Origin of the sequence: Clostridium lundense DSM 17049, assembly GCF_000619945.1 — a bacterium.
Taxonomy (GTDB): domain Bacteria; phylum Bacillota; class Clostridia; order Clostridiales; family Clostridiaceae; genus Clostridium_AO; species Clostridium_AO lundense.
Genome location: NZ_JHVC01000007.1, coordinates 142733 through 166586, shown reverse-complemented (window position 1 = coordinate 166586; position 23854 = coordinate 142733). Strand labels below are relative to the sequence as shown.

The 23854-nt window shown below is 29.2% G+C and carries 15 protein-coding genes; 1 reads left to right on the top strand and 14 read right to left on the bottom strand.

Annotated features, from left to right (window positions below; all coding sequences use genetic code 11):
• Window positions 1-30: 30 nt before the first annotated feature.
• From T514_RS0109580 to T514_RS0109540, 9 genes are all read right to left on the bottom strand, one after another.
• Window positions 31-450, bottom strand: coding sequence for a MarR family winged helix-turn-helix transcriptional regulator (locus T514_RS0109580; protein WP_027624577.1), 420 nt, complete (start codon window positions 448-450; stop codon window positions 31-33).
• 11 nt (window positions 451-461) lie between these two features.
• Window positions 462-2729: an ATP-binding cassette domain-containing protein gene (locus tag T514_RS0109575; protein WP_027624576.1), complete on the bottom strand. Its 2268-nt coding sequence runs from the start codon at window positions 2727-2729 to the stop codon at window positions 462-464.
• 115 nt (window positions 2730-2844) lie between these two features.
• Window positions 2845-3534 carry a DUF554 domain-containing protein gene (locus tag T514_RS0109570; RefSeq protein ID WP_027624575.1) on the bottom strand — a complete coding sequence of 230 codons (690 nt, stop codon included), beginning with the start codon at window positions 3532-3534 and terminating at the stop codon, window positions 2845-2847.
• A gap of 57 nt (window positions 3535-3591) precedes the next feature.
• Window positions 3592-4413, bottom strand: coding sequence for a MerR family transcriptional regulator (locus T514_RS0109565; protein ID WP_027624574.1), 822 nt, complete (start codon window positions 4411-4413; stop codon window positions 3592-3594).
• Window positions 4414-4453: 40 nt separating this feature from the next.
• Complete coding sequence (uvrA, locus tag T514_RS0109560) at window positions 4454-8125, bottom strand: excinuclease ABC subunit UvrA (RefSeq protein ID WP_051541982.1); 3672 nt, start codon at window positions 8123-8125, stop codon at window positions 4454-4456.
• 78 nt (window positions 8126-8203) lie between these two features.
• Window positions 8204-9043 carry a MerR family transcriptional regulator gene (locus T514_RS0109555; RefSeq protein WP_027624572.1) on the bottom strand — a complete coding sequence of 280 codons (840 nt, stop codon included), beginning with the start codon at window positions 9041-9043 and terminating at the stop codon, window positions 8204-8206.
• Between the two features lie 173 nt (window positions 9044-9216).
• Window positions 9217-10008: an ABC transporter ATP-binding protein gene (locus T514_RS0109550; RefSeq protein ID WP_027624571.1), complete on the bottom strand. Its 792-nt coding sequence runs from the start codon at window positions 10006-10008 to the stop codon at window positions 9217-9219.
• A 1-nt stretch (window position 10009) separates the two neighbouring features.
• A complete protein-coding gene (locus tag T514_RS0109545; RefSeq protein WP_051541981.1) occupies window positions 10010-11077 on the bottom strand; it encodes a FecCD family ABC transporter permease in 1068 nt (355 codons plus the stop codon).
• Complete coding sequence (locus T514_RS0109540) at window positions 11077-12096, bottom strand: FecCD family ABC transporter permease (protein ID WP_027624569.1); 1020 nt, start codon at window positions 12094-12096, stop codon at window positions 11077-11079. Before T514_RS0109540 ends, T514_RS0109545 begins: the two co-directional genes overlap by 1 nt.
• A gap of 227 nt (window positions 12097-12323) precedes the next feature.
• Between T514_RS0109540 and T514_RS0109535 the strand changes: the two genes are divergently transcribed.
• Window positions 12324-13286, top strand: coding sequence for an ABC transporter substrate-binding protein (locus T514_RS0109535; RefSeq protein ID WP_027624568.1), 963 nt, complete (start codon window positions 12324-12326; stop codon window positions 13284-13286).
• Window positions 13287-13367: 81 nt separating this feature from the next.
• Here T514_RS0109535 and T514_RS0109530 read toward each other — a convergent pair whose 3' ends face one another.
• The 5 genes from T514_RS0109530 to T514_RS0109510 form a co-directional block, all read right to left on the bottom strand.
• On the bottom strand, window positions 13368-14810 hold the full coding sequence (locus T514_RS0109530; RefSeq protein WP_027624567.1) for a TROVE domain-containing protein: 1443 nt from the start codon (window positions 14808-14810) through the stop codon (window positions 13368-13370).
• Window positions 14811-15331: 521 nt separating this feature from the next.
• Window positions 15332-16555 (bottom strand): RNA-splicing ligase RtcB, encoded by a 1224-nt coding sequence (locus tag T514_RS26955; protein WP_027624566.1) that lies wholly within the window; start codon window positions 16553-16555, stop codon window positions 15332-15334.
• Window positions 16556-17579: 1024 nt separating this feature from the next.
• On the bottom strand, window positions 17580-18869 hold the full coding sequence (locus tag T514_RS0109520; RefSeq protein WP_027624565.1) for a helix-turn-helix transcriptional regulator: 1290 nt from the start codon (window positions 18867-18869) through the stop codon (window positions 17580-17582).
• Between the two features lie 305 nt (window positions 18870-19174).
• Window positions 19175-20173 (bottom strand): DUF5050 domain-containing protein, encoded by a 999-nt coding sequence (locus tag T514_RS0109515; RefSeq protein WP_027624564.1) that lies wholly within the window; start codon window positions 20171-20173, stop codon window positions 19175-19177.
• 148 nt (window positions 20174-20321) lie between these two features.
• Window positions 20322-23726: a DUF4132 domain-containing protein gene (locus tag T514_RS0109510; protein WP_027624563.1), complete on the bottom strand. Its 3405-nt coding sequence runs from the start codon at window positions 23724-23726 to the stop codon at window positions 20322-20324.
• Window positions 23727-23854: the final 128 nt, after the last annotated feature.

Below are 23854 nucleotides of genomic sequence, written 5' to 3'. Positions count from 1 at the left end.
TTGTCAACACTAATTACGAAAAATTTATTTCTATTCCTCCACATATGAATCAGTAATTTTCTTACATAGCTTTACAAAACAATCCAATTCCTTTTCTGTCAAAGTGTTCTCAATCAAATCCATAATTTCATTTCTAAACTTTTCTGATCTGGCAAGAAAGTTCTTACCATCAGGAGTAATTAGAATGTCATAAGCTCTTCGATCAGTTTTCCTACGCTGTTGAACAATGTATTTTTTCTCTAACAATCGCTTCGTTAACTTAGACATTCCAGCCTGAGAAATCCCACGGATTTCTGCCAACTCCTTTGTAGTCTTAGAACCTTGTTTATCTAAAATATCCAATACATTATATTGTGCTGTTGTCACTCCCTCAATATTAAAACGGTTAATATTGCTGATAATCATACATTGAAAGGGTATATAATATTCTTCTAACTCTTTTTTAGCCATAAGCATTCTCCTTATTTTATATATTCCTTTAGATATTGTGCCGTTATGGATGACGAAGAATTTATTAAATCCTTTGGTGTTCCCTGAAACATTATATTTCCACCATTTTCACCAGCAAAAGGACCTAAATCAATAATCCAATCTGCTTGACTGATCACATCTAAATTATGTTCTATTACAATTACAGTGCAGCCTTGATCAACAAGACGATTCAAAATTTTAAGTAGCTGTGCTATATCAGACATATGAAGTCCTGTGGTAGGTTCGTCTAGTACATAGATGTTTCCATGACTCTCAAGTTCCGAAGCAAGCTTTACTCTTTGCAATTCACCACCAGATAAAGTGTTTAACGGTTGACCAAGTGTAATATAACTAATTCCTACGTCTGCTAGTCTTTTTAGTATATCACATATTTCTTTTTCATAGAAAAAATTCAAGGCCTCATCAATTGTCATATTTAAAATTTCACTTATGTTTTTGTCACGCAATTTGTAGTTTAATACTTCATCTGTGAATCGCTGCCCCTGACATACCTCACATACGGTAACAACTGTATCCATAAATGCTAAATCTGTATAGGTTACTCCCAAGCCCTTACAATTTGGGCAGGCTCCTTGAGAATTGAAACTAAATAAAGCAGGCTTAACATGATTTGCTTTTGAAAATAGTTCCCTTATATAATCAAACATCCCTGTAAAAGTAGCAATATTAGATCTCTTTGAAGTTTGTATTGGTTTTTGGTTAATAAAAATTGTATCTGGATAAAATTTAGGTAACACCTGATTGATTAGCGTACTTTTTCCTGAACCCGCTACTCCAGTTACAACTGTCATAACACCTTTAGGGATATCCACACTAATATTTTTAAGGTTATGTAAATTGGCATCTTTTAGAGATAACCACTGAGTAGGAGTCCTAACATTGTTTTTAAGCTGCGCCTCATTGCATAAATATTTTCCTGTAAGTGTATCTGATTGTGCTAAACCCTCTAATGTACCTTGAAACATTATTTTACCGCCACTTATACCAGCCTTTGGTCCCATATCAATGGCATAATCTGCAATTTTAATAACATCAGGATCATGCTCCACAATTAACACAGTATTTCCTTTGTCACGTAAAAGTTTTAAAAGCGTATTAATTTTGTCTACATCATGGGGATGTAACCCAACACTAGGTTCATCAAAAATATAGGTAAGACCTGTTAAACTACTTCCTAATTGGCGAACCATTTTTATTCGCTGCGATTCACCACCAGAAAGTGTTGAGGTTTCCCTGTTTAAAGTCAAATAGCCTAAACCAATAGAAACTAAATGTTCTAGGCGGTGGGCAATTGCTTTAACCATAGTTGCTGCTTTTGGTTCATAAATTGTCTGAATAAAATCTAATAAATCTGTAATTTGCATTTCAACACAATCTGCTATATTTCTATTATTTATTTTACACTGCAATACAGTTGGATTTAATCGAGTTCCCCCACAGGTAGGACATGTTTCTTTGCCAACAATTTTAGCTATTTCTTTTTTATATTTAGTAGCTTCTCCATCTTCTTTTTTTAGAAAACTTCTCTCAATTCTAGGTATAAGGCCTTCATAAAGTGAAGTCTTAGGCCACTCTGGATCAGAAGTAGTAACTTTAATACCTGACTTATGTAAAAGCAACTCCATTTCCTCTTCTGTAAAATCTTTTATTTTTTTATCGTTATCGAAGAAGCCTGAATGCACATATCTTTTTAATCGCCATCCTCCTGGTTCAAAGGTTGGAAATAAAATTGCTCCCTCATTAAGAGATTTATTTCTATCCAACAATTGGTTAATATTTATTGTATCGATTTTTCCAAGTCCCTCACACTCAGGACACATTCCTTGAGGATTATTAAATGAAAAAACATCAGAATAGCCAACAAATGGTTTCCCTATACGAGAAAATAATAGTCTTAACAATGAGTATATATCTGTAATTGTTCCAACAGTTGATCTTGCATTTCCTCCAATACGTTTTTGATCAATAATAATTGCCACAGATAAATTTTCTATAGCATCCACATTTGGCTGTCCATAATGAGGTAAACGATGACGAATGAAACTTGAATATGTTTCGTTTAGCTGCCTTTGAGATTCTGCTGCTATGGTATCAGATACCAAAGATGACTTACCTGAGCCTGAAACTCCAGTAAAAACAGTTATTTTTTTCTTTGGAATTTTTACATTTATACTTTTTAGATTTTTTTCCCTAGCTCCAACTACGTTTATGTATTCTTCAATGTTTTCTTTATTCATAAAATCACCCTTCAAATAAGTATTATATATAATTAAATAACCTAGTTAATATATAACCAGGTTAAGTATATTTTAATACTTTTCTTTTAGGATTGCAATAATTTTATCTTCAATACTAGAAATATATTTCCAATAACCTTTTAAGGACAAAGAAAATAATAGGTATTAATAAAGATGGTAATAAATTTAATACTTTTATCTTTTTTATCTCCAATATATTTAGTCCTGAGCTTAATATCAATATCCCTCCAATTATTGATATTTCATTTAATAAATCAGCAGTTATATATGGAGATACAATATTGGCAGATAAATAAATTGAACCTTGCCATAAAAATAATATAACAGATGAAATTATGATCCCTATACCAAAGTTTGAGGCTAAAACAATTGAAGTAATTCCATCCAATATGGAATTAGTATATAGCAATGTATTATCACCTTTTAAAGCACTTTCAAGTGGACCTAAAATGGATAACGTACCTGCACAGAATAATAATACTGCTGTGGATAATCCCTCTACTAAATTGTTTTTTGAAGATTTTCCTCCTATACTATAAAGTTTCTTTTCTAAATCAAATCTTTGTCCAATAAGTCCACCTATTGCAATACTTATAATAAATAAAACATGATATTTACTCTTAGGCATACTGTTAACAGCTGAGCTAATACCTATAACACTTGCGGACAGCCCCATTGCCTGCAGCATTATATCCTTATATTCTTCTTTTATTCCTTTTTTAAAAGCCGCACCTAAAATACTACCAGTAATAATTGAAATACAGTTTACTATTGTTCCTATCACCTTAACCCCCCCCATTTGTCTATGTTAAGGATTATAAACTGTCCAGTAACTGGAGTGTCAAGACTTATTTATTAATATTTGAATTTCAGTTATAAACTCTGATTTTTCAGTAGTTAGTCCAAAATCAATTAATGTTATTTCTACTGAGTCATCCATAATTGTGTATTCTTTTTCCTCTATATATTTTAAAAGTTTATTATAATATACTGGAGAATCCTTGTGAGTTCCATTAAAGCGAATAGTAACATAAACACCCTGTGGCAATACTTTTAATAAATTTTTATTATATCTCTCCCCTTCTGTAAAGGAAAATATATAATCATATTCATCAAATATTTCACTTTTTAATTTATCTATAGAAAGTGATACCCCTACTTTTCCACTAAAAATAGAAGCATCTTTATTAGCCTTATTTTCTAGCTGTCTAATTGATAATTCTAAATCATTGTTTGATTTTATTTTTTGTTTTAGTAAAACAACTTTTCTCTTTTCAAACTGAACCTCTTCAATTACATTTAAATTATCATATTGCCTTGCATAGTTAACTTGATTTATTCTATTTGCAATTTTTTGATTTATAAATTCTAGCTCCTTTATCTTTTCCTCAGTAATTTTTTTCTGCTTTTCAAGTAACTCAACAATATTATCAATACTCCGTTTCTTTAAATGATAATCTATTGTCTTTAGTGACATTCCAAGAGCTCTTAAATATTTTATTGTGTTTAATTGCTCAAATTGTTCTGTTGAATAATGTCTATAATTATTAGTTTTATCTATAAATGTTGGCTTAAATAAATCTATCTCATCATAATATCTTAATGTCTTTATATTTATATTAAATAATTTTGATATTTCTCCAATTGTAAATAAATCTTTCACTTAATTTCTCTCCCAATTATTAAAAATATAATTTTTATATTTAAACTCCTTTAATTAAATTCCCTGTATAACTTTCCTTTACTTTTGATACTTCTTCTGGTGTGCCTTGAGCAATAACATATCCTCCTTTATCTCCTCCTTCTGGTCCTAAATCTATTATCCAATCAGAATTTCTAATTACATCTAAGTTATGTTCTATTATTACAACAGTATTTCCTGCATTTCTTATTTTTTGAAGGAGTATTAAAAGGGTTTGAGTATCCGAAAAATGTAATCCAGTTGTAGGTTCATCAAGTATATAAAGAATTTTTCCGCTTGAATTTTTACTAAGTTCTTTAGCCAGTTTTATCCTTTGCGCTTCACCACCGGATAGTGAAAGTGCACTTTGCCCTAGTTTTATATACCCTAGCCCAACTTCGCATAAGGTATTTAAAATCTGTGTTATTTTCGGTGTGTCTGTAAAAAAATTCAAAGCTTCAGCCACATTCATCTGAAGAACATCATAAATACTTTTATTCTTATATTTTACTTGGAGAATATCTTTTTTATATCTTTTCCCCTTACAAACAGGACATTGTGTCCATATATCTGCCATAAATGATACAGGTGTACATACTCTTCCTTCTCCATGACACACTTCACACTGCCCTTCCTTACTATTAAAACTAAATTTATTTTCTTTATATCCCCTTCTCTTTGATTCCTCTGTACAAGCAAAAATATTTCTAATATGATCCATAACTCCAGTATAGGTAGCAGGATTTGAACGAGGTGTACGTCCAATGGGACTTTGATTTACATGAATAATTTTATCAATATATTCATCACCTGATAAGGCATTACAGTATCTACTTATATCTTTTTTCCTATTAATTCTATTTTCAATGGCAGGATACAATACCTTAGAAACAAGACTACTTTTACCTGATCCACTAACTCCTGTTACACAAGTAATCCCTCCAACAGGAAAAGAAATATCAATATTTTTAAGATTATTGCATGTGGCGCCATTAAGTTTAATCCAATTAAATTTATTAAAAACCATTGATTTTTCTATAGTTACTCGCTTTTCTCCTGAAAGATATTTTCCTGTTTCTGAATTATGATTTTTCATAATTTGTAATGGAGTACCTTCTGCTACTATTCTTCCTCCGTAAATACCAGCCTTAGGACCAACATCTATAATATAATCTGCCATAATCATAGTATCTATATCATGCTCTACAACAATTACTGTGTTTCCATAATCTCTAAGCTCTTTTATAATGTTTATAAGCTTTTCATGATCTTTTGGGTGAAGTCCCGTAGAAGGTTCATCTAAAACATAAAGCATATTTGTAATACCACTGCCTAATTGTTTTATAAGCCTTAATCTTTGTAATTCTCCACCAGACAACGTTGGTACAGCTCGATTAAGGGTAAGATAAGAAACTCCAACTTTAACATAACCCTGTAGTCTTTTATGAAGTTCTTTTAATATAGAATCTGCTATAGCTAACTTAGAATCTGATAACCTATTAGAAAGTTCTTCAATCCATTTATTTAAATCACTTATTGTCATTGAAGCAGCTTCTGGAAATCGTGTACCAAGAATCTCTACCTTTCTTCCTTCTTTTGAAAGTCGTTCTCCATAACAACAATCACAATTAGATTCCTTGATAAACTCACTTACAATTCTTTTTGCAGACTGTCCATTACTTTCAGAAAAAATACGCTTCAAAGAGTTATAAGCACCTTCCACTGGTCTTGTAATCTTTCCACTTCGCCCGTTACTATTTTTATATATAAAGGTAACTTCTTTTCCATCTGATCCCCAAATAGCTTGCCTACGAAAATCCTCTGGCAACTGATTCCACGGTTTTTCTAAATCAACTTTCATTTCATCTGCCAATGCTAATACTTCACCTTTCATCCAATTTGCATTTGGCTTATCTCTAAACTTTCTTAAATCTTTCCAAAAGTTTGAAGCTCCATCTAAGATAGATAGATGAGGACGTGATACAATCAAATTAGGATCAATGTCTATTTTAACTCCAAGTCCACTACAAACAGGACACATACTTTCGGGATTATTAAAACTAAATGTAGATGGAGTCAATTCAAATAGAATATGATTGCAATGATAGCACATTTGCGTTGTTTGAAATAAAATTTTCTCTTTATTATTAATCCTTACATAAATTGCTCCTTTACCTATTTCTAATGATTTATTTACATAGGATAACAATTTATCCTCTCTAGCATTATTTTCAGATACAACATATTCATATGAAGGACTATTAAGATAAAATGGCGTTATTTCAATGGCTGTATTGGACGAAAGTTTTGATAAAGTTTGTACAATCTCCTCCGCACTTAAAGGAATAATTGCATTTCCACAATGAGGGCAATGTCTTACTCCAATACTTGCAAACAGTGTACGGAGAAAATCATATATATCTGTAATTGTTCCTACTGTAGAACGTGGATTACGTCCAATGTTTTTTTGAGATATTGAAATTGATGGTGGAAGACCACATATCATGTTAACATCAGGCTTTTCCATTTGTTCACAAAGTGAATAATCAGCTGTAGAAAGACTATCCATAAATCTTCTTTGACTTTCAGCAAATATAGTATCAAATGCAAGACTAGACTTTCCACTGCCACTTACTCCAGTAATTACAGTAATTTTATTATAAGGAATTGTAACATCTATATTTTTCAGATTGTTTTGTCTAGCACCTTTTACAACAATACCCTTTGTATGTTCAATTTTTTCATTTTTATTACTGTGGAAGAAATTCTCCCTATTAATTATTTTATCATCAGATCTAAAATATTTCTTAATAATATCCAAACTAGATGGCTTTAAAGAAATCTCATTTCCTGAATTGTCTATTATACTATCATCTAACCACTGTGGCCAATGACATAACCATTTAGGAACTTTAAAATCCAAAATTTGATCAATTGCTGGTATATAAGGAGAAATTTCAATAAGTGGTGTATTATCAAAGCAATCTAAATTACCCACCTTAATTCTTCCTAGTTTTCTATCAAAGTTAATAATTCGTGCAGTAGTTAAAGCTATAGGATTAGGACGAACTGGTGAACGTGAAGCAAATACCCCAGTCCTTGGTGCATTTTCATATGGCGGTTCACATTCTGTTATTCTCCTATATTTGCTTTTATCAAAACCATTAAACCACCAAAAAATTTTTATGTAGGAATATCCATCAAGTCTTTCAAAATATATTTCAGTATTATTGTAAAACTGAAGAAAAAACTCCCCTTTTATCTTTCTAATGTTTCCTATAGATGTTACTTTTTCAGTGGGTACTAGATCCCTTTTACCCATTGTATCCTCTATTTGTGCAATTTTCCTCTGCCCTGGTAACTGCATATTTTCTGGTACGATGCAGTCCTTTACCCTATCTTCACAAGGGAAATATGGTTTAATATCATAAATAAAATCTCCTTCTGAAAAATATAAGTTTTTATTAAACGAAACTATTCCAGCTTTCTCATCAACACCAATTATTTTAATAATGCTATGTGAAAAAGGAATATTAGATTTTTGCTTTTTAGAATAGATTATTATGGCATGACTAAACAAAGATAAAAATTTAAGCCCTTTTACATATTCTTTATTAATTATTATTTTACTTTTATTATCTTCTATTTCTATTTGCCCAATTGGAAAAAGATCATAATAATTTTTATTATCCATTAAATACACCTCCTGCTTAAATCCATAATAAACCCTGACATCCTGTGAGAGTCAATAAAAAATGGACTGAATAATCTATCAATCCATTAATGTATTTGTTTTTAATTCAACAGGAATTTGTATTTCAGTAAGATATTTATTTGGGTCTTCCTCATTCCATGGCCCTTTATGACAAACTTGACGACTAATACCACTCATTTTATATTGATTATTTTCCTCCAGCCAATGCACAAAAGACATATAAACAGATGATATATTTTCATAAGGCCCATACACCATTGAACAAGCTACCTTTTCAATTGGTTCTGTTTCCCGAAATATAAAACCATCTTTATTTACACCCTTTTCTTCTGTTATAATGCACACTTCCACATCAACATCTTTGTCCTTATATTCCTTGTCATGATAAATAGCAAAACTATCATTGCTTTCCGAAATGTTTAGTTTTTTAGTTCTAATATAATCATATATTTCCTTCCATAGATAGCCTTCATAAAAATACTCCGGTATGGTTTTTCTTAAAGAAAAAACTCTATAGCTAGGAATTTCTTTCAGTGTTACATTATAATGAATTCCTATTTGTTTTTTATTTATATCATTCATAGCAGTTCTTATCTTCTCTAGTCGCCGCTTTTCTGAATTTATAACATCTTTAATTTTTTCTTCCTTTATTTTAAGCTGTGCTTTAATAAAATTATTATCCCAATTATTAAGAGCATTATAAATTTCTGCAACACTAAACCCAGTATCCCGGAAAAACAATATTTTATTTAAAGTTTTAATTTGTTCTATAGAATACATGCGATATCCCGTATATTTGTTTATTTCAGCAGGCTTCAAAAGTCCTGTTTCATCATAATATCGTAACATCCTTACAGAAACCTGTGTAAGTTTTGAAAACTCTCCTATTTTAAACATGTATATCCTCCTCATTTCAAAAGCGGTGTATCATAATTCAGTATATATTTTGTTTTAATATACTTCAAGATTACAAAATTTCCTCATAGCTACTTTTTTAAAATATTTTCATCTAATTTTATATATTTTTATATTCCATATTTTAGTATATGTTATGGAATATAATAGACTAATTAGCCAGTACTATCTATATACTTATAAGGTATACATGTAGGCGTTTTAAATACTGGACAAGGAATTACTTTAGAATTTATATCAAATACATCACTAATAAGCTTCTCTGTAATAATTTCTTCTGGCTTACCTTCTGAATATACCTTCCCATTTTTTATGGCTATTATATGATCTGCATATCTACATGCTAAATTAATATCATGAAGTACAATGATTATAGTTCTTTTTTCATTCTTATTTAGATCCTTAAGAAGATCTAAAACTTCAATTTTATATTTAATATCCAAATGATTTGTAGGTTCGTCAAGAAGAATAATATCTGTTTGCTGTGCTAATGCCATAGCTATCCATACCCTTTGCCTTTGACCACCAGAAAGATCAGAAATCTTCTTATGTTTTATATCAATTAGTCCAGTTTTGCTAAGAGCATAGTCTATCATTTCTTCATCCTCTTTACTCCATTGATTAAACCAAGTCTGATAAGGATAACGACCTTGCTTTACTAAATTAAATACTGTCAAATCAGGAGGTGCTTCAGGGGCTTGTGTAAGTATAGCTAGCTTCTTTGAAATTTCCTTTGAAGATTTTTCAAATATATTACTATCTTCTAAAAAAACACTTCCCTCAGCTGGCTTTAAAAGTCTAGAAATAGTTTTTAAAAGAGTAGACTTACCACAACCATTACTTCCAACTAATATAGTTATTTTATTTTTGGGTATAATTATATTTATATCTTTTAGCACAATGTTATCTCCATAGGCTAATGTTAAATTCTTTGATGATATGCTCATTTTACGAAACCTCCTTAAGTGATTTATGATTTTTAATTAGAAGATATATAAAAAATGGAGCACCTATTGCAGCAGTAAATATTCCAACAGGCAAATCCAAAGGAAAGAATAATGTTCTTGCAGCTATATCTGATAAAACTACTATTATCCCACCTATTAATGCAGAAAGTGGAGTTATATATTCAAAAGAAGAGTTTGTTAACTTTCTACATATATGTGGAGCTATAAGACCTACAAAACTAATTCCTCCACCAACTGCAACAGCTCCACTAGCTAGTGCTGCACTTAAAATCATAAGAATAAATCTATTCTTTTCAACGGCATTTCCAAGTCCTGTTGAAATACTATCATCTAGACTTTGAACGTTTAATTCTCGAATATATATTAAAGTAATTAGATAAATACATGAAAGCCAAATAAATAAAAGTTTTACATTAGTCCAGCTTGTACCGTATACTGTTCCAGTAATCCAAAGTTGAGCTTCTTTTATAAATATTACTGGCCCATTTATTATCAATATAGAAGTTAGAGCTTTTGCAGCGCCCGAAATAGCTATTCCTATAAAAATTAACCTATAGGGTGTAACTCCCTTTTTATATGCAAGAAAATAAATCAACATTACAGACAAAAGAGCTCCTACAAAAGCAAACACAGGCATATAAAATATACTTGTAGTAAGTGAGTTATTTTTGGGATCTGTAAATAAAGTTAAAAATACTAATGCTCCAACAGATCCACTATCTGTTATTCCAATGATATTTGGAGCAGCTAAAGGATTTTTTACTACCCCTTGGAGAATGGCTCCAGAAATTCCCAAAGAGGCTCCAACTAAAAATGCCCCAAGTGTTCTTGGTAATCGAATTGTATTAATAATTAATGAGTCTCCACCTTCACCATTTCCTAGCAATACTTCAATTACTTTAAATATGGGTATATACTTCTGTCCTATACTTGTACTAAGCAATATTGATGCAACGGAAAGTGTTAATACAATGGCAATTATAAAAACACTTCTTTTTTCATATATAAAAGACAATTTTCCTTTTCTAAAAACTATAAATCTGTTCATTACTTATTTTCCACCTTTCTAGCAAGGTATATGAAGAATGGCATACCAATTATTGCCGTAACTGCACCTACTGGTATATCTTTTGGATATACTATAAATCTTGATCCTATATCTGCTAAAAGTAAAAATATTGCCCCTAATACTATACTAAATGGAACTACCCATTTAAATTCTGATCCAACCAAAGTACGAGTTAAATGAGGAATTATTATACCAACTAAAGATATCGGACCTGCAACAGCAACTGAGGCCCCTGCCATAATAACTACTAAAAGAAGAATTTGGAGTTTAATTAATTCAGTATTTAAACCTAATCCCTTTGCTATCTCTTCACCAAGAAAGAATATATTTAATTTACCTGAAATTAGATAACATATAATCCAACAAACAACCATATATGGAATAACAATCTTAAGAGACTCTATAGATCTACCTTCTACTGAACCTGTTAGCCAAAACATTACTTCCTCCATGGTTTTTTGATCTTTATAAAGCACTACTTGAGTAAGAGAAATAAAAAAAGCGGAAATTGCAGCACCTGCAAGTATTAAATCAAAGGTGTTAATTGAACCTCTTATTCCTCCAGCTAAGGTATATACAAGAACTACAGCCATAGCAGCACCAATAAAAGAAAAAAGTATCATATAATTTTGTGAAAGACTTGGAAAAAAACTGTAGGTAAAGACCATAAAGAATGCAGCTCCTGAATTTACTCCAAGAAGTCCTGGAGATGCCATTTGGTTTTTAGTAAGAGTTTGCATAAGCACTCCCGAAAGACTTAAACTAGCACCTATAAATAGAGCAGTAACTGCTCGAGATATTCTTGATGTTTTTAAAATTATATGTTCTAGGCTGTTATTATAATTTGTAAATGTATTTATTAAGTCTACATAAGAGGTTTTAATATAACCTAAAAGTAAACTGGCTATAAATGATACAATTAACAAAGTGATAAGTATAATCAGTATAATAATCTTTGATCTACTACTTTCTAATGGTAATTTTCTTTTAATACTCACCTATCAATACATCCTTTCATTAGTAATGTTACAATTTTAACCTAAAATGTATATCCTTATATACCTGTAAAATCAAGCTTTCGCTAATATATTGAGAGTATAAACTATGCTTAAAATATTGTCAATGAAATTTATTATCATTTGCTAACGAAAATCACTTGCATTTAAAAATTATATATGATATCATTTCTTCACAATATTAAATTAACAAAGGAGAAGATTATATTATGAAGGCAAAAAAATTAGTTAGCGCCATTTCAGCATTAGTTCTAGCAGTAACAGTTACAGCCTGCTCACCAGCTAAAGAGGATGTGGAAAAGTCCCCTAAAAAAACTAGTGACACTATAAGAACTATAGACCACGCAATGGGCAAAACAGAAATTAAAGGAAAACCAACAAAAATTGTAGTTCTTACAAATGAGGGAACAGAAGCACTTCTTGCTCTAGGAGTAAAGCCCGTTGGTGCTGCTAAATCTTGGACAGGCAATCCATGGTATAAACATATTGAAAAAGATATGGAAGGAGTGCAAAACCTAGGAGAAGAAAGTCAAATTAACATAGAGGCAGTAGCTGCGTTAAATCCAGATTTAATTATAGGAAACAAAATGAGACATGAAAAAATATATGATCAACTTTCAAAAATTGCACCAACAGTTTATTCTAATACGTTAAGAGGAGAATGGAAAACTAATTTAGCATTCTATGCAAAAGTATTAGACAAGGAAAAAGAAGGTGAAGAAATAATTAAAAATTTTGATAACCGCGCAGCTGAAATAGCAAAATTATCAGGTGATAAGCTTAAAACAGAAGTTTCCTTAGTAAGATTTATGCCTGGAAAAACTAGAATATATCTAGGAGATACATTCTCTGGAATGATTCTTAAACAAATAGGCTTTGCTAGACCAGAAACACAAAGAAGTACAGATTTTACTCTTGAAATAGGTAAGGAAAGACTAAAAGAAGCAGATGGACAGGTTATGTTTTACTTTACTTATGAAACAGGAAATGGTGAAGGTTCTTCAAGAGAAAAAGAATGGCTAAAAGATCCATTATTTAAATCATTAAATGCTGTTAAAAATAACAAGGCATACAGAGTTGATGATGCTATTTGGAATACTGCAGGTGGTGTAAAGGCTGCGAACTTACTACTTGATGATATAGAAAAGTTTTTAAAAGAAAATAAGCTTTAATATATTTCAACAAGCGATTTACAGTACTCTAGTAAAATATTTTTATAATTTGCCTATATAATTATATAGTTTAGAGAAGTATTATTCTTCCTTAAAATAATACTTCTCTATTTTTTCAATCAAGCTTCCAGTTCCTATTTCAGCTTGATAAATAAAATCAATTATCTTTTCATTCCAGCCAGCTAATATATTCACTTTTTCACCACAAAACTGTTGTGTTCCGTAGCCCTGCATATCTATAGCGTGTACCCATACATTAGGATTAATTTTACTTTTATACTCCTCAACATATCTTTGGCACACACGGCCATAACCTCTGTTTATTTCATTGTCAGACAAAATTATTATTCTATCTACGAAAACTTTATTGTTAAGCAAATGTCTTATAGGTAATGAAATATCTGTTCCTCCTCCATTAACCTTTATAGAATTAGCATTAGCAATAATTCCATTTTTAGTTGATAAATTACTCATATAAAGCTTACTATCAAAGGTTGTAGTTATGGTTTCTTCGCATATATAATTGGCTATAGACATCATAAGTACAGCAATTTCTGCACATGTGATTTGACTTTTTTCACTTATGTAACAATTCATAGAACCAGATACATCTGCTGAAACCATTGTCTTTCCTGTGAGCTTATTAATATTTTTAGTAGAATGTTTTATTGCAGTTTCCAAGGTATCAAATATCTTTGATGTTCCTATGCCCTCATTTTCCAAGGTCTTATATGCAGAATAATATCTAAATGGCAAGAGTTTGTTTCTTAACACCCTATTTTCATCAGATAAAAATTCATATACCTTGTCTATATTATATACATCGCCTTTTAATATATTTCTTAAATTTCGAAGCATTGCCATGTATCCTAAACTATTATTTTCAATAAGCTCTTCCCACACTTCCTTTTTATTGCCTCTACTTGATAATTGTGTTTCCCATGTAATAGGCGTTTTAAGCTTATCTTCAAGTAGTCTTTTAAACATATCATTTTGTTCTTCATCTTTAGCCTTAGGATGAACCAAACAAAGCAAATCTTTAAGTTTTACTGCATTGCTACTACGATTATACTTTGCTAACTGATATTCATCAAAATTAAGCAATTTATCTCCTATGCCTTTTTTTATAGAGTTGGGTATAGGCTTTCCATATTTGTTTATATAATAAGCAAGAATTTCAGTCATATCATCAACTCTTAAAATACAATTATTCATTGCATTTCTAACATATGGTTTACCTTCATTTGCCTTTGCTAATTCTCCAATTAATACCTGGGAAATAGTTCTTAAATGCATTTCCTTTCTTGTATATATACATAAGTTTGCAATAAATTTAGGATCTTCCTTTATAACTCTTTGGACTGTATTAACTATATCCTCTGAATTATCTTTATAAAATTTATTTTCATTAAAAAGACTGGTTAGTACTTGAGTAACCAGTTTTTCTTTATCCGTCATTTGGTAAGCCTTATGCATTGATAAGTTTTTTGTCTTTATATAACTTTTGCAATTAAACTTTGCCATAGTTGTCACTCCTTTATTAAATTTTAACTTGGGAGAAAATTAGAAGTGTTTTTCAGCTTTTGATAAGAAGTAACACTTTCTAGCACTACCCAAGCTTTTTTAAAAATGGAATAGAGAGAAAAATTATTTGAGTATTTAGTGCTCTACCAACTGAGCTATTCATTTTCATAAGAAAATGAAACTGGAATCGAACCAGTGACATCCACTCTCAAATTCGAAGTAACTCAAATATACACTACTCTATACATTTTTAACTTAGAGGAGAAATTTGAGAAGAGATCTTAAATCCAATATGAAGTAACTCTTCTCTGCACTGCCTCTTAATCAAGCTCAACTTAGATTTAAGAATCACTTGATGTTTATATTATAAGGCTAATATAAATTAAGTTACAGACAAAAACTTTGCAATAATTAACTTAGGCATATTTAATTAAATGATAGATGAAATTCCTAATCTATTATCTTTTTCATATATCTTAATAACAAAAAAAGCCAGATTTATATCTGACTTAAAAATTAATTTATTCCCCTGCTTTAAAATTGTAAATAGGCTTGATTATTTTTAATATATGAACAGTATCTTGAATATTATTTATAATTTCCTCCATAGGTTTATATGCCATAGGAGCCTCATCAAGAGTTGATAAATTTACTGATGTAGTAAATATACCCTCCATGGATTTTTCATATTCTTCAAAATTTAAGATTTCCTTTGCCTTTTTTCTACTCATAAGTCTTCCTGCTCCATGTGGTGCAGAATAGTTCCAATCAGAATTTCCTTTTCCTACTGCTAATATGCTTCCATCTCTCATATTTATAGGGATTAATACCATTTCATCCTTATAAGCTGATATACTTCCCTTTCTAATAATGTTATCCTTAAAATTTATATAGTTATGTATAGTATTAAAGTAATGATAGTCCTCTAATTTTTTACCAAATAGCTTGTTTAATATTATATTTGCCATAGTTTCTCTATTTAAAGCTGCATATTCTTGACATATATTCATATCATGTAAATAACGTTCTCTATAGTCCCCCGTTAAAAAGCACAAATCTTCCGGATAGTCTGGTAATAAATCTTTATATTTTTGTTTCAATTTCTTTAATTCACCTTGAATAAGTTCTCTCTTCCCTTCCTTCTTATATTCATGGATTATTCTATCTCTTTCATAAAAATACTCTTCTTTTCCTGAACATAAATCAATGGCCATATTTTGATAGCATTCTGCTACTTGTTTTCCTAAATTTCTGCTTCCAGAATGAATAACAAGATATACATTTTTTTCATCATCAATATCTAATTCTATAAAATGATTTCCTCCACCTAAAGTACCTATACTTTTTTCAATTCTTTTCGTGTTCTTCAATTCTCTATAACAATATAACTCTTGAAGTTTAGGAAATCTTACTACTCTTCCCTCATGAACTTCCATTCCTGCTGGTACATACTTTCTAATAATTTCATCTATTTCTTTTAAATCTATATCAACTTTGCCTAGTTCAATGGTAGTCATACCACAACCTATATCAACGCCTACTATATTAGGTATAACTTTATCTCCTAAATCTGCTGTAAATCCAATGACACAGCCCCTTCCTGCGTGAGTATCTGGCATTATTGCAATTTTACTATCCTTGCAAAATTCCTGATTACATAATTCCATTACCTGGGAAATAACTTCTGGTTCTATTTTATCAGTATATACTTTTGCACTAGTGCATTTCCCTTTTACTTCCAACACTTTGTTTCCCTCCTTGTAGGTAATATTACCCTTATTTAACTCAATAGCTTCTCTTATTCTTTTAATTATTTGTTCTATAATTCTTTGTGGCGATGTAACTTTAACATAGGGTCCAAGAGCAAGTATCTTTCCTATAACTTCTTCTTCTTCAAAGGTATAATAAAAAAGTTTCATCTCATATTTATCTTCTCCAATACATCTTGAGTACCGCTCCATTTCCGAAAAACTCATAAAGCATCTCTCCATTGCAGCCTTTTCATCTATTACTTCAAGAACAATTGGCTCCTTAGAATATCTATATTCATGAACTAGATTTATTGCAGTATCTCTATGTACTTCAATACCTTCCTCTTTATCTATTTTTATATTATCCAGAGAAAATATATTTGCCATTATAGGTCTTTTATCATCTAATGAGTACATAGAGACTCTAAATCTTCCATCCTTAAGGGAATATTCTATTCTTATGGGAATAGCTCTTCTTTCACTATACACATTACCAAATCTATCAGTGTTACTATATGTTATCTCTTTTTTATCTAAAATTGCCCTTAATAAAATTCTAAAATTCTCTTTATATTTTTCTATATTATCAACATCAGGTAATATTGATTTATTTGTAACTTCAATAATTTCACTAGTATTAGCATAATCAAAATCCTGTAATATTGATTTAAGCTTTGCTATTGTGGTATCACTTAATATCAGCTGTATTTCCTCTTCATTTAGCATATTCTTTAACCATGACTTTTCAATATTTGTAAGTCTAACAGGTATTGTTGACTTTTTATCTACTTTAATATTAGGATAATATACTTTATCCTCTTGTTTAATTAAGTTAAAGTTTTCATTTTCTTCATATTCATTTAAAAGTAACCCTTCAAAAGTTTGAAAATCCTTTCCTATAACTTTTTCCTGAAATTCCTCTCTATCTACTATTTTGATAATATCATCTCTACTCATACCTATTTTACATTCATTAAGTACAGTAAATATAATATGAAAATATCTATTTTTCACTTCATCAAAAAGCTCCATATTTATTAAGCATCTCCTTCCAGTCCTCATTAACCCTATTTATAAGCCCTCGTCCCTGTATAATCTTTATATACCCAGAATAACTTCTAATCCAAGGAACCATTTCTATGCTATCATTAACAATCATATCTAGCTTGTACCGTCCTTGTCCTATTCTTTCTATAGTTCCTTTTTGAACCTCTCCTCTAATTTTCTCAACTATGTAATTTTCTTTAGGCTCATCTATATTAATTTCTAAGATTATCTTTTCTGGCTTGCTCCCTGAACCTAAAGGCACACTGGACCAACTATATTGCATGTTGCCATTATATAGTGATTTTAAATTTCTTATTTCATATTTAAACTTGGTAATCTCAACACTTTCTATCCTGTCTAGTCTGGATATTACACACCTATTTTCCTTGCTATAGGATACTAAATAAAATCTTCCACAGCTTATGTCATATCTAATTTTATAAGGCCTTAATGGTTCTTTTGTATTACTTTTTCTTTTAGTTTCCCTAGGAATATAGTTAAGTATTATGTATTTTCTTTCATGTATTGCCTTTAATATTTTGCAAAGTACTTGTTCTTCAATTACTGGATGAAAATGAAGATTTTTATATTGAAAATTATCACTTAATTCTATATTTAGTCCTCTCTCATACTTAGCATAATCCTTTAAGCTTTGTTCACAATAGTATCCTGCTGTTACTGGAAAGGATATATTTTTAAATAAGGATATAGCAATAATCAACTCTTCAAGCTCCTTGTTATCTAATCCTTCAAAAATGTCCTCTGTTATATAGTAATATTTAGTCCTCTTAATTGTCCTATATTTAAGTACCCCAAGACTCTTACACATTTCATTAAGCTTTCTTTCAATAGTTTTGCTACTTATATTATCATAGGATATTAACCCTTCATCTATCATGTATTCCTCTATATCACGAAAACAACATTCTTTTCCCTTAGCATTTAAAATCATTAAAAGATTAAAATATAATAATAAATCTGCTGAAGTAAAGCTCTTTGTCATATATGTTTTCACTAAAAAATTTTCTGTATTTGTTATAGAATCATAGGTCAAAGCTAATAGCTTGTTTCTTCCCTGTCTATCAGTTTTAACAAATGACCCCTCTACATATTGTTGTATTCTTCTTATTTCATAGCTTATCTTTCTTGAGCTAAGCTTTCTCTTATCGCCTAAATCTTCCCTAGAAAAGCATCCATATAGAAACACATCTCTAAGAATTGATCTTATTATGTTATAGTGTTTTATAAAATCATTAAACATTAAGTTTTCTCCTCTACAGCTATTTTCCGTTAATCATGTGTCAAATTAATTTATATACAAAGTATATATTGGATGGATAGTTTTTTACAGACAAAAAACTTGCTAATTATGTTATAACAATAATCACTTGTAATCTAATATTTTAATAAAAAGCGGCCATCTCAAAACAGAAAAATAACACAATATATTGATTAATTTTCAGATTAAAATTTCAATATATTGTGTCTAAAATTCATTTTGAGACAGCCACAAAGTTAAACATTAACTAAAATTAATCCCTATGTTTAGTTTATTGGCATCCCATATTACTTAGCTATGAAAAATAGTTTACTTAACATTTTCATACCATAATGCTTATTAGAAATATTAATAATCTTCTTACCTTCACCATTTATATTCTGTCTGTAAATTCTAGAATCCTTATCCTTAGTTTTATAATATATATAATCATCTATCATTTGAGCTTTTGAAACATTGCAATCTGTTAATTTGCTTACATTGAGTGTTTCTATATTAAACATATAAAGCATATTTTTCACATACTTTGCCTCTACATCAGTAAAACCTTCATAAGTAAACAAAATATATTGATTACACATACCCAATATGTTATTACATTGGTTCATTTCATAAACTTTTTTTCCTGTTTCTAAATCTTTTATAACTGCTAGGCTAGAATTTTTATACTGGTATATCATATAATTTTTATAAAAATATACTTCATTATAAAAAGTCTCAACGACATCCTCTTTTATCTTCTCATTTATATTAATCTTCTTCAAAACTTCTTCCTCTTTATAAGAAGGATAGTTTTTTCTCCTATAATATATGTGATCTTTAAAATAATATAATGTAGAAATACAACCTACAGATTCATGTATTATAGAAATATTTCCATTATTTAGTCTCGTAGCTTTTATATAACTTCTAAAGTTGTGATTTTCACAATAGTATATAATTCCATGAGAAATACAATAGGCATTGGTGTAAGATAAATCTTTACACACAATATATGTATCTTTTCCTTCTAAATTACATTTAATTAATGTAATCTTTCCTTGATGCTTTATAGTATAAAATATATTATTTTCTGCTATAACAACATTCTCTACCCTACAATCTACTATGATGTCTTTTTTGTCATCATACTTAAAAATTCTATACAATTTATAATCTTGTGAGGCATCAATATAATAGATATATTCTTTTGTTTCTATATAAACATTTAAATTAACTTTATCATAAATAAAAGCTACATTATTTGAATTATTTTCTGTTGTAACTATTTTGTTTACATTTTCCATAAAAATCCCTCACATTTTCATTTATTAATTAAGATTACTATATTAATCGAAGATTTTTACAGAAAATTAAATAAAACATCAAATTTTTACACTATTATATAATTAAATATACTATAATTTTAAAAAAGATTTAATTTTACCCACCGTTTTATCTGTTTAGCTTCCAATTAGCATCAAAACCAGTTTTAGCTTCTAAAGCTCTATCTACATCGTAAAGTATTTCACTAAAAAATCTTTTTGGTACTTTTGCCGGAAGGATAATATTCTCCTCACTTATTTCATCATAAACATAGCTTCCTCTTTTAACTGTATTAGCTTTATAGAAAGTTAACTCATAGATAGTAGTTTCTTCATCTGCACATCCAACATAAAGCCAATCAAAAGAAATTTCTGCACCAACACCTATTTTTTCATCTTCTTTATAGAACTGATAGTATCCTCCAGCATCTTGTACAGACCCTCTATACCAGCCCATTTTAGTAAGCTTACCTGCCAAAGAAAGCCCATTAATTTTTATGCCTGCAAAACGTTCTACAGAATTCATTTCTTTCTCTTTTTCGTTTATCTCATAAACCTTTCTATTTAGCTGAAGGAAAGGTTGTACAATTTCATAATCTTCAAATTGCTGAATCCAAGTATTTAATGTATCTTTGTCTAATTCTAAAGGATGTACAAGTCCTATAAGGGAATCTTCTAAAAGCTCATATTCTTCCTCATCCTTTGTATTAAAAGTACCATCTTCCATGTATCTAAAAGTATCTTTTAATTTTCCTTTTACATATACTCCCCATACTAAACCAAGAGAAAATTTATGCATAATAGGATTTTCTACAAATAAGTTTTCCCAATCTTTTTTCTTCCACACTCTATTTACTGAAAGCGCTGTTTCTAATCTTAAAGTTTGAATAGAAACTACAGTTTTAATTTGTTTTTTTAGATTTTTAAATTCTTTTGATTCTTCTTTAGCCTTTAATTCATCATCAGCTTTATTTGGTTTTGGTAAAGTTTTAATTATTTTTCCTTTATCATCTACAATTTCTAGTGAAAAATCTAAATCTAAAGTCACCTTAAAACTTCTGCTTCCAAAGTCAAATACCCTTTCTCCTCTTTTATTAAAATCTAAATCTGGTACTATTTTATCTGCTAAATCTTCTTCCGTTAAATTAAGCATTTCAGCTGCAAAAACAAAAGCTTCTTCTGCTGCTTTTTTAATTTGCTTATGTTTAACTTTTCTTGCTATTGTATCTATTACTATTAAACACTCACTATTTCCATTTAAGGCTAAAGCTTTTATTGCATCACATGCAATAGCACCTCTTGAACTTTTAGCCCATATATCTATTTGAATTTTTAATGTATTAATAACATTAAAGCCTCCTATTGCTGAAATTAAAGATAATATCCACTTTTGTTTTGTATCTGCACCATTATTAATCCAAAGTGTTAATATTTCATTCCCAAGTTGATCTAAATCATACTTATTACATTTTTTAATTACCTTTTCTGCTGTTAAGTTTCTTTCCACAATGTTTTCTAAAGAATACTTACTTATCAAGTAAGTTATTACATTCTTTGATAATAATTTTCCATCCTCATATCTTATATCTTGTAGCATATTTACTGGAATCCATTCTGGAGCAGTATAAGCAGTTTTTTTAAGTCTTTCAGTACAATACTCACTTATACTTTCAGCAGTTTCAAGTGTTTCATTATCTAAATAATCTGCATTTATAATATTTAACAGTAACACCTTAATATTTTCTTTTTTTTCTGAGTCTGCAAACTTTTGAAGTTCTTCAACGGAATTTCTCATATCAAAGTTTTTAAGAATCCTAACAACTGCTTCCCTAACTGCTAACTTCTTACTATTTAGTTCACTTAATACTTCTTTTTTACATCCTTCATAAGAACTAAGTAGAGTTACCATCTTATCTCTTATAATCTTAGAGTTATCTGATAAATATTTTATAAGAATAGTAGCATACTTTTCTTTATTTACATTAAATAATTTTTCAAGTACTATTTCTTTCACATTTATATTTAATTTGTCTATATTATTTATAAGCTCTGTATTTTCCTCTAAACACAGATCACTTAAATATTCTATAACCTTTGATTGACTTTTAAAATTATATTCATTTAAAGCTCTATCTGCTGTTAGAATTAAATGTTTCTCACTTATATCTCTACATGTAAGTTCTTTAGCAAAACTTATATAACTCATAGACTTACTCTCTATTATTTTATCTATAATAGAAGCTGATAAAGAATATCTTCCAGATTTAAGAGTAAATTCTAAAAATCTATACATAATTTCTCTAGTTTCATTTATAGAATAAATTAATTTAAAACAAAGAGCATGATAACTCCATAAACCTGCTCCACCTTCTACATTTCCAACTTTAGCAGCATATTCTTCTATACACTTTTTATTTATTCCTTCTAATACATATTTCAAAATCTTAGATCTTTCTAATGGAGGTACTGCCTCTGAATCTCTACAAAAATATATGTATGCTTTTAAAATTTGTTCAATATATTTATTAAGATTTTTTAAGTCTTCATCTTCTTTTGAATAATTATAAATAAAAGAAGCTAGTGTAAGTCTTTCTACATCTTGAATATTACTTTTATTAATAAATTCTAAACTTTCTCTGAAAACTAATGGTATTTCCTCAACCCTTTCATTTATCTCTTTAAGTATTTTCTTATTTTCATCTCTAATATATAAATCTATCAATCTAACTACATATAACCTCTTATCAATATCAAAAGCTTTTACAATATCATAAACATTAGCTTTAGAATCATATGTATTAACAAATCTTATCCATTCATCAAATATAGTTCTTTTGTTAATACTATTGTTAACTATAGTTGTAATAACATTTGCAAATTCCTCACTTTTATCATGAGCATAGTATAAAATTTGAACTAAAGCTATTTGCTTATCTCTTAAGTATTTATTTATATTCTTAATATCATTAAAATAGGATTTTATAAATTTTTCTCCATCTTCAGGCAAATCACAAGAATTTTTAACTGCTATAATAGCTAACACTACCTTTATAAAGTCGTCTTCTAATATTGAAAAGGCTTTTGAAAATATTGTGTTATCTTCTTTTATTAATTCTTCAGAGACCTTAATTATTCCACCTGCATAATCTGAATAACCGTAATAATTCGAACGTTCTTTTATAACCCATATTAAAAAACTTTCTTTGTTATCCATGGATTTTATATAATCTAAAATTTTACTGGTAGAATAAAATCTATTATATAACATTTTAAAAAAGCTTTCCCCACCTATAATAAAGAATACATTTAAAAGCCTTTTAAAAATATCTTTGTCCTCCATAAAACCGTCCATTAGTTCCCATAGTTTATTTTTTATATTATACTGCCCTCTAGGTGGAATTATATTGTATTTATAATCTTTGCTATAATCCAATACACCTCCATTTTCAATATATTCCTTAATTTTTTGAACTTCTTCATCCCTTAAAGAACAATTACAAAGATTAACTTTTAATAAATTTAATAGTTCGTCCATATGCTTACCTCCCTCTTACTTCTGGCTTCTTCAAATCAATTACTCTTACTTTTAATCTTTTAATACAAATAATTGAACAATGTCTATGATTCTTTCTCTTATTAAATCTTCAATTTTCATATAAATAG

Excerpts from the sequence above, each read along its gene's own strand:
- T514_RS0109545 (WP_051541981.1), bottom strand. The coding sequence starts at position 11,077 with ATGAACAGATTTATAGTTTTTAGAAAAGGAAAATTGTCTTTTATATAT.
- T514_RS0109530 (WP_027624567.1), bottom strand. The coding sequence starts at position 14,810 with ATGGCAAAGTTTAATTGCAAAAGTTATATAAAGACAAAAAACTTATCA.
- T514_RS0109580 (WP_027624577.1), bottom strand. The coding sequence starts at position 450 with ATGGCTAAAAAAGAGTTAGAAGAATATTATATACCCTTTCAATGTATG.
- T514_RS0109520 (WP_027624565.1), bottom strand. The coding sequence starts at position 18,869 with ATGTTTAATGATTTTATAAAACACTATAACATAATAAGATCAATTCTT.
- T514_RS0109510 (WP_027624563.1), bottom strand. The coding sequence starts at position 23,726 with ATGGACGAACTATTAAATTTATTAAAAGTTAATCTTTGTAATTGTTCT.
- uvrA (WP_051541982.1), bottom strand. The coding sequence starts at position 8,125 with ATGGATAATAAAAATTATTATGATCTTTTTCCAATTGGGCAAATAGAA.
- T514_RS0109550 (WP_027624571.1), bottom strand. The coding sequence starts at position 10,008 with ATGAGCATATCATCAAAGAATTTAACATTAGCCTATGGAGATAACATT.
- T514_RS0109555 (WP_027624572.1), bottom strand. The coding sequence starts at position 9,043 with ATGTTTAAAATAGGAGAGTTTTCAAAACTTACACAGGTTTCTGTAAGG.
- T514_RS0109535 (WP_027624568.1), top strand. The coding sequence starts at position 12,324 with ATGAAGGCAAAAAAATTAGTTAGCGCCATTTCAGCATTAGTTCTAGCA.
- T514_RS0109515 (WP_027624564.1), bottom strand. The coding sequence starts at position 20,173 with ATGGAAAATGTAAACAAAATAGTTACAACAGAAAATAATTCAAATAAT.
- T514_RS0109575 (WP_027624576.1), bottom strand. The coding sequence starts at position 2,729 with ATGAATAAAGAAAACATTGAAGAATACATAAACGTAGTTGGAGCTAGG.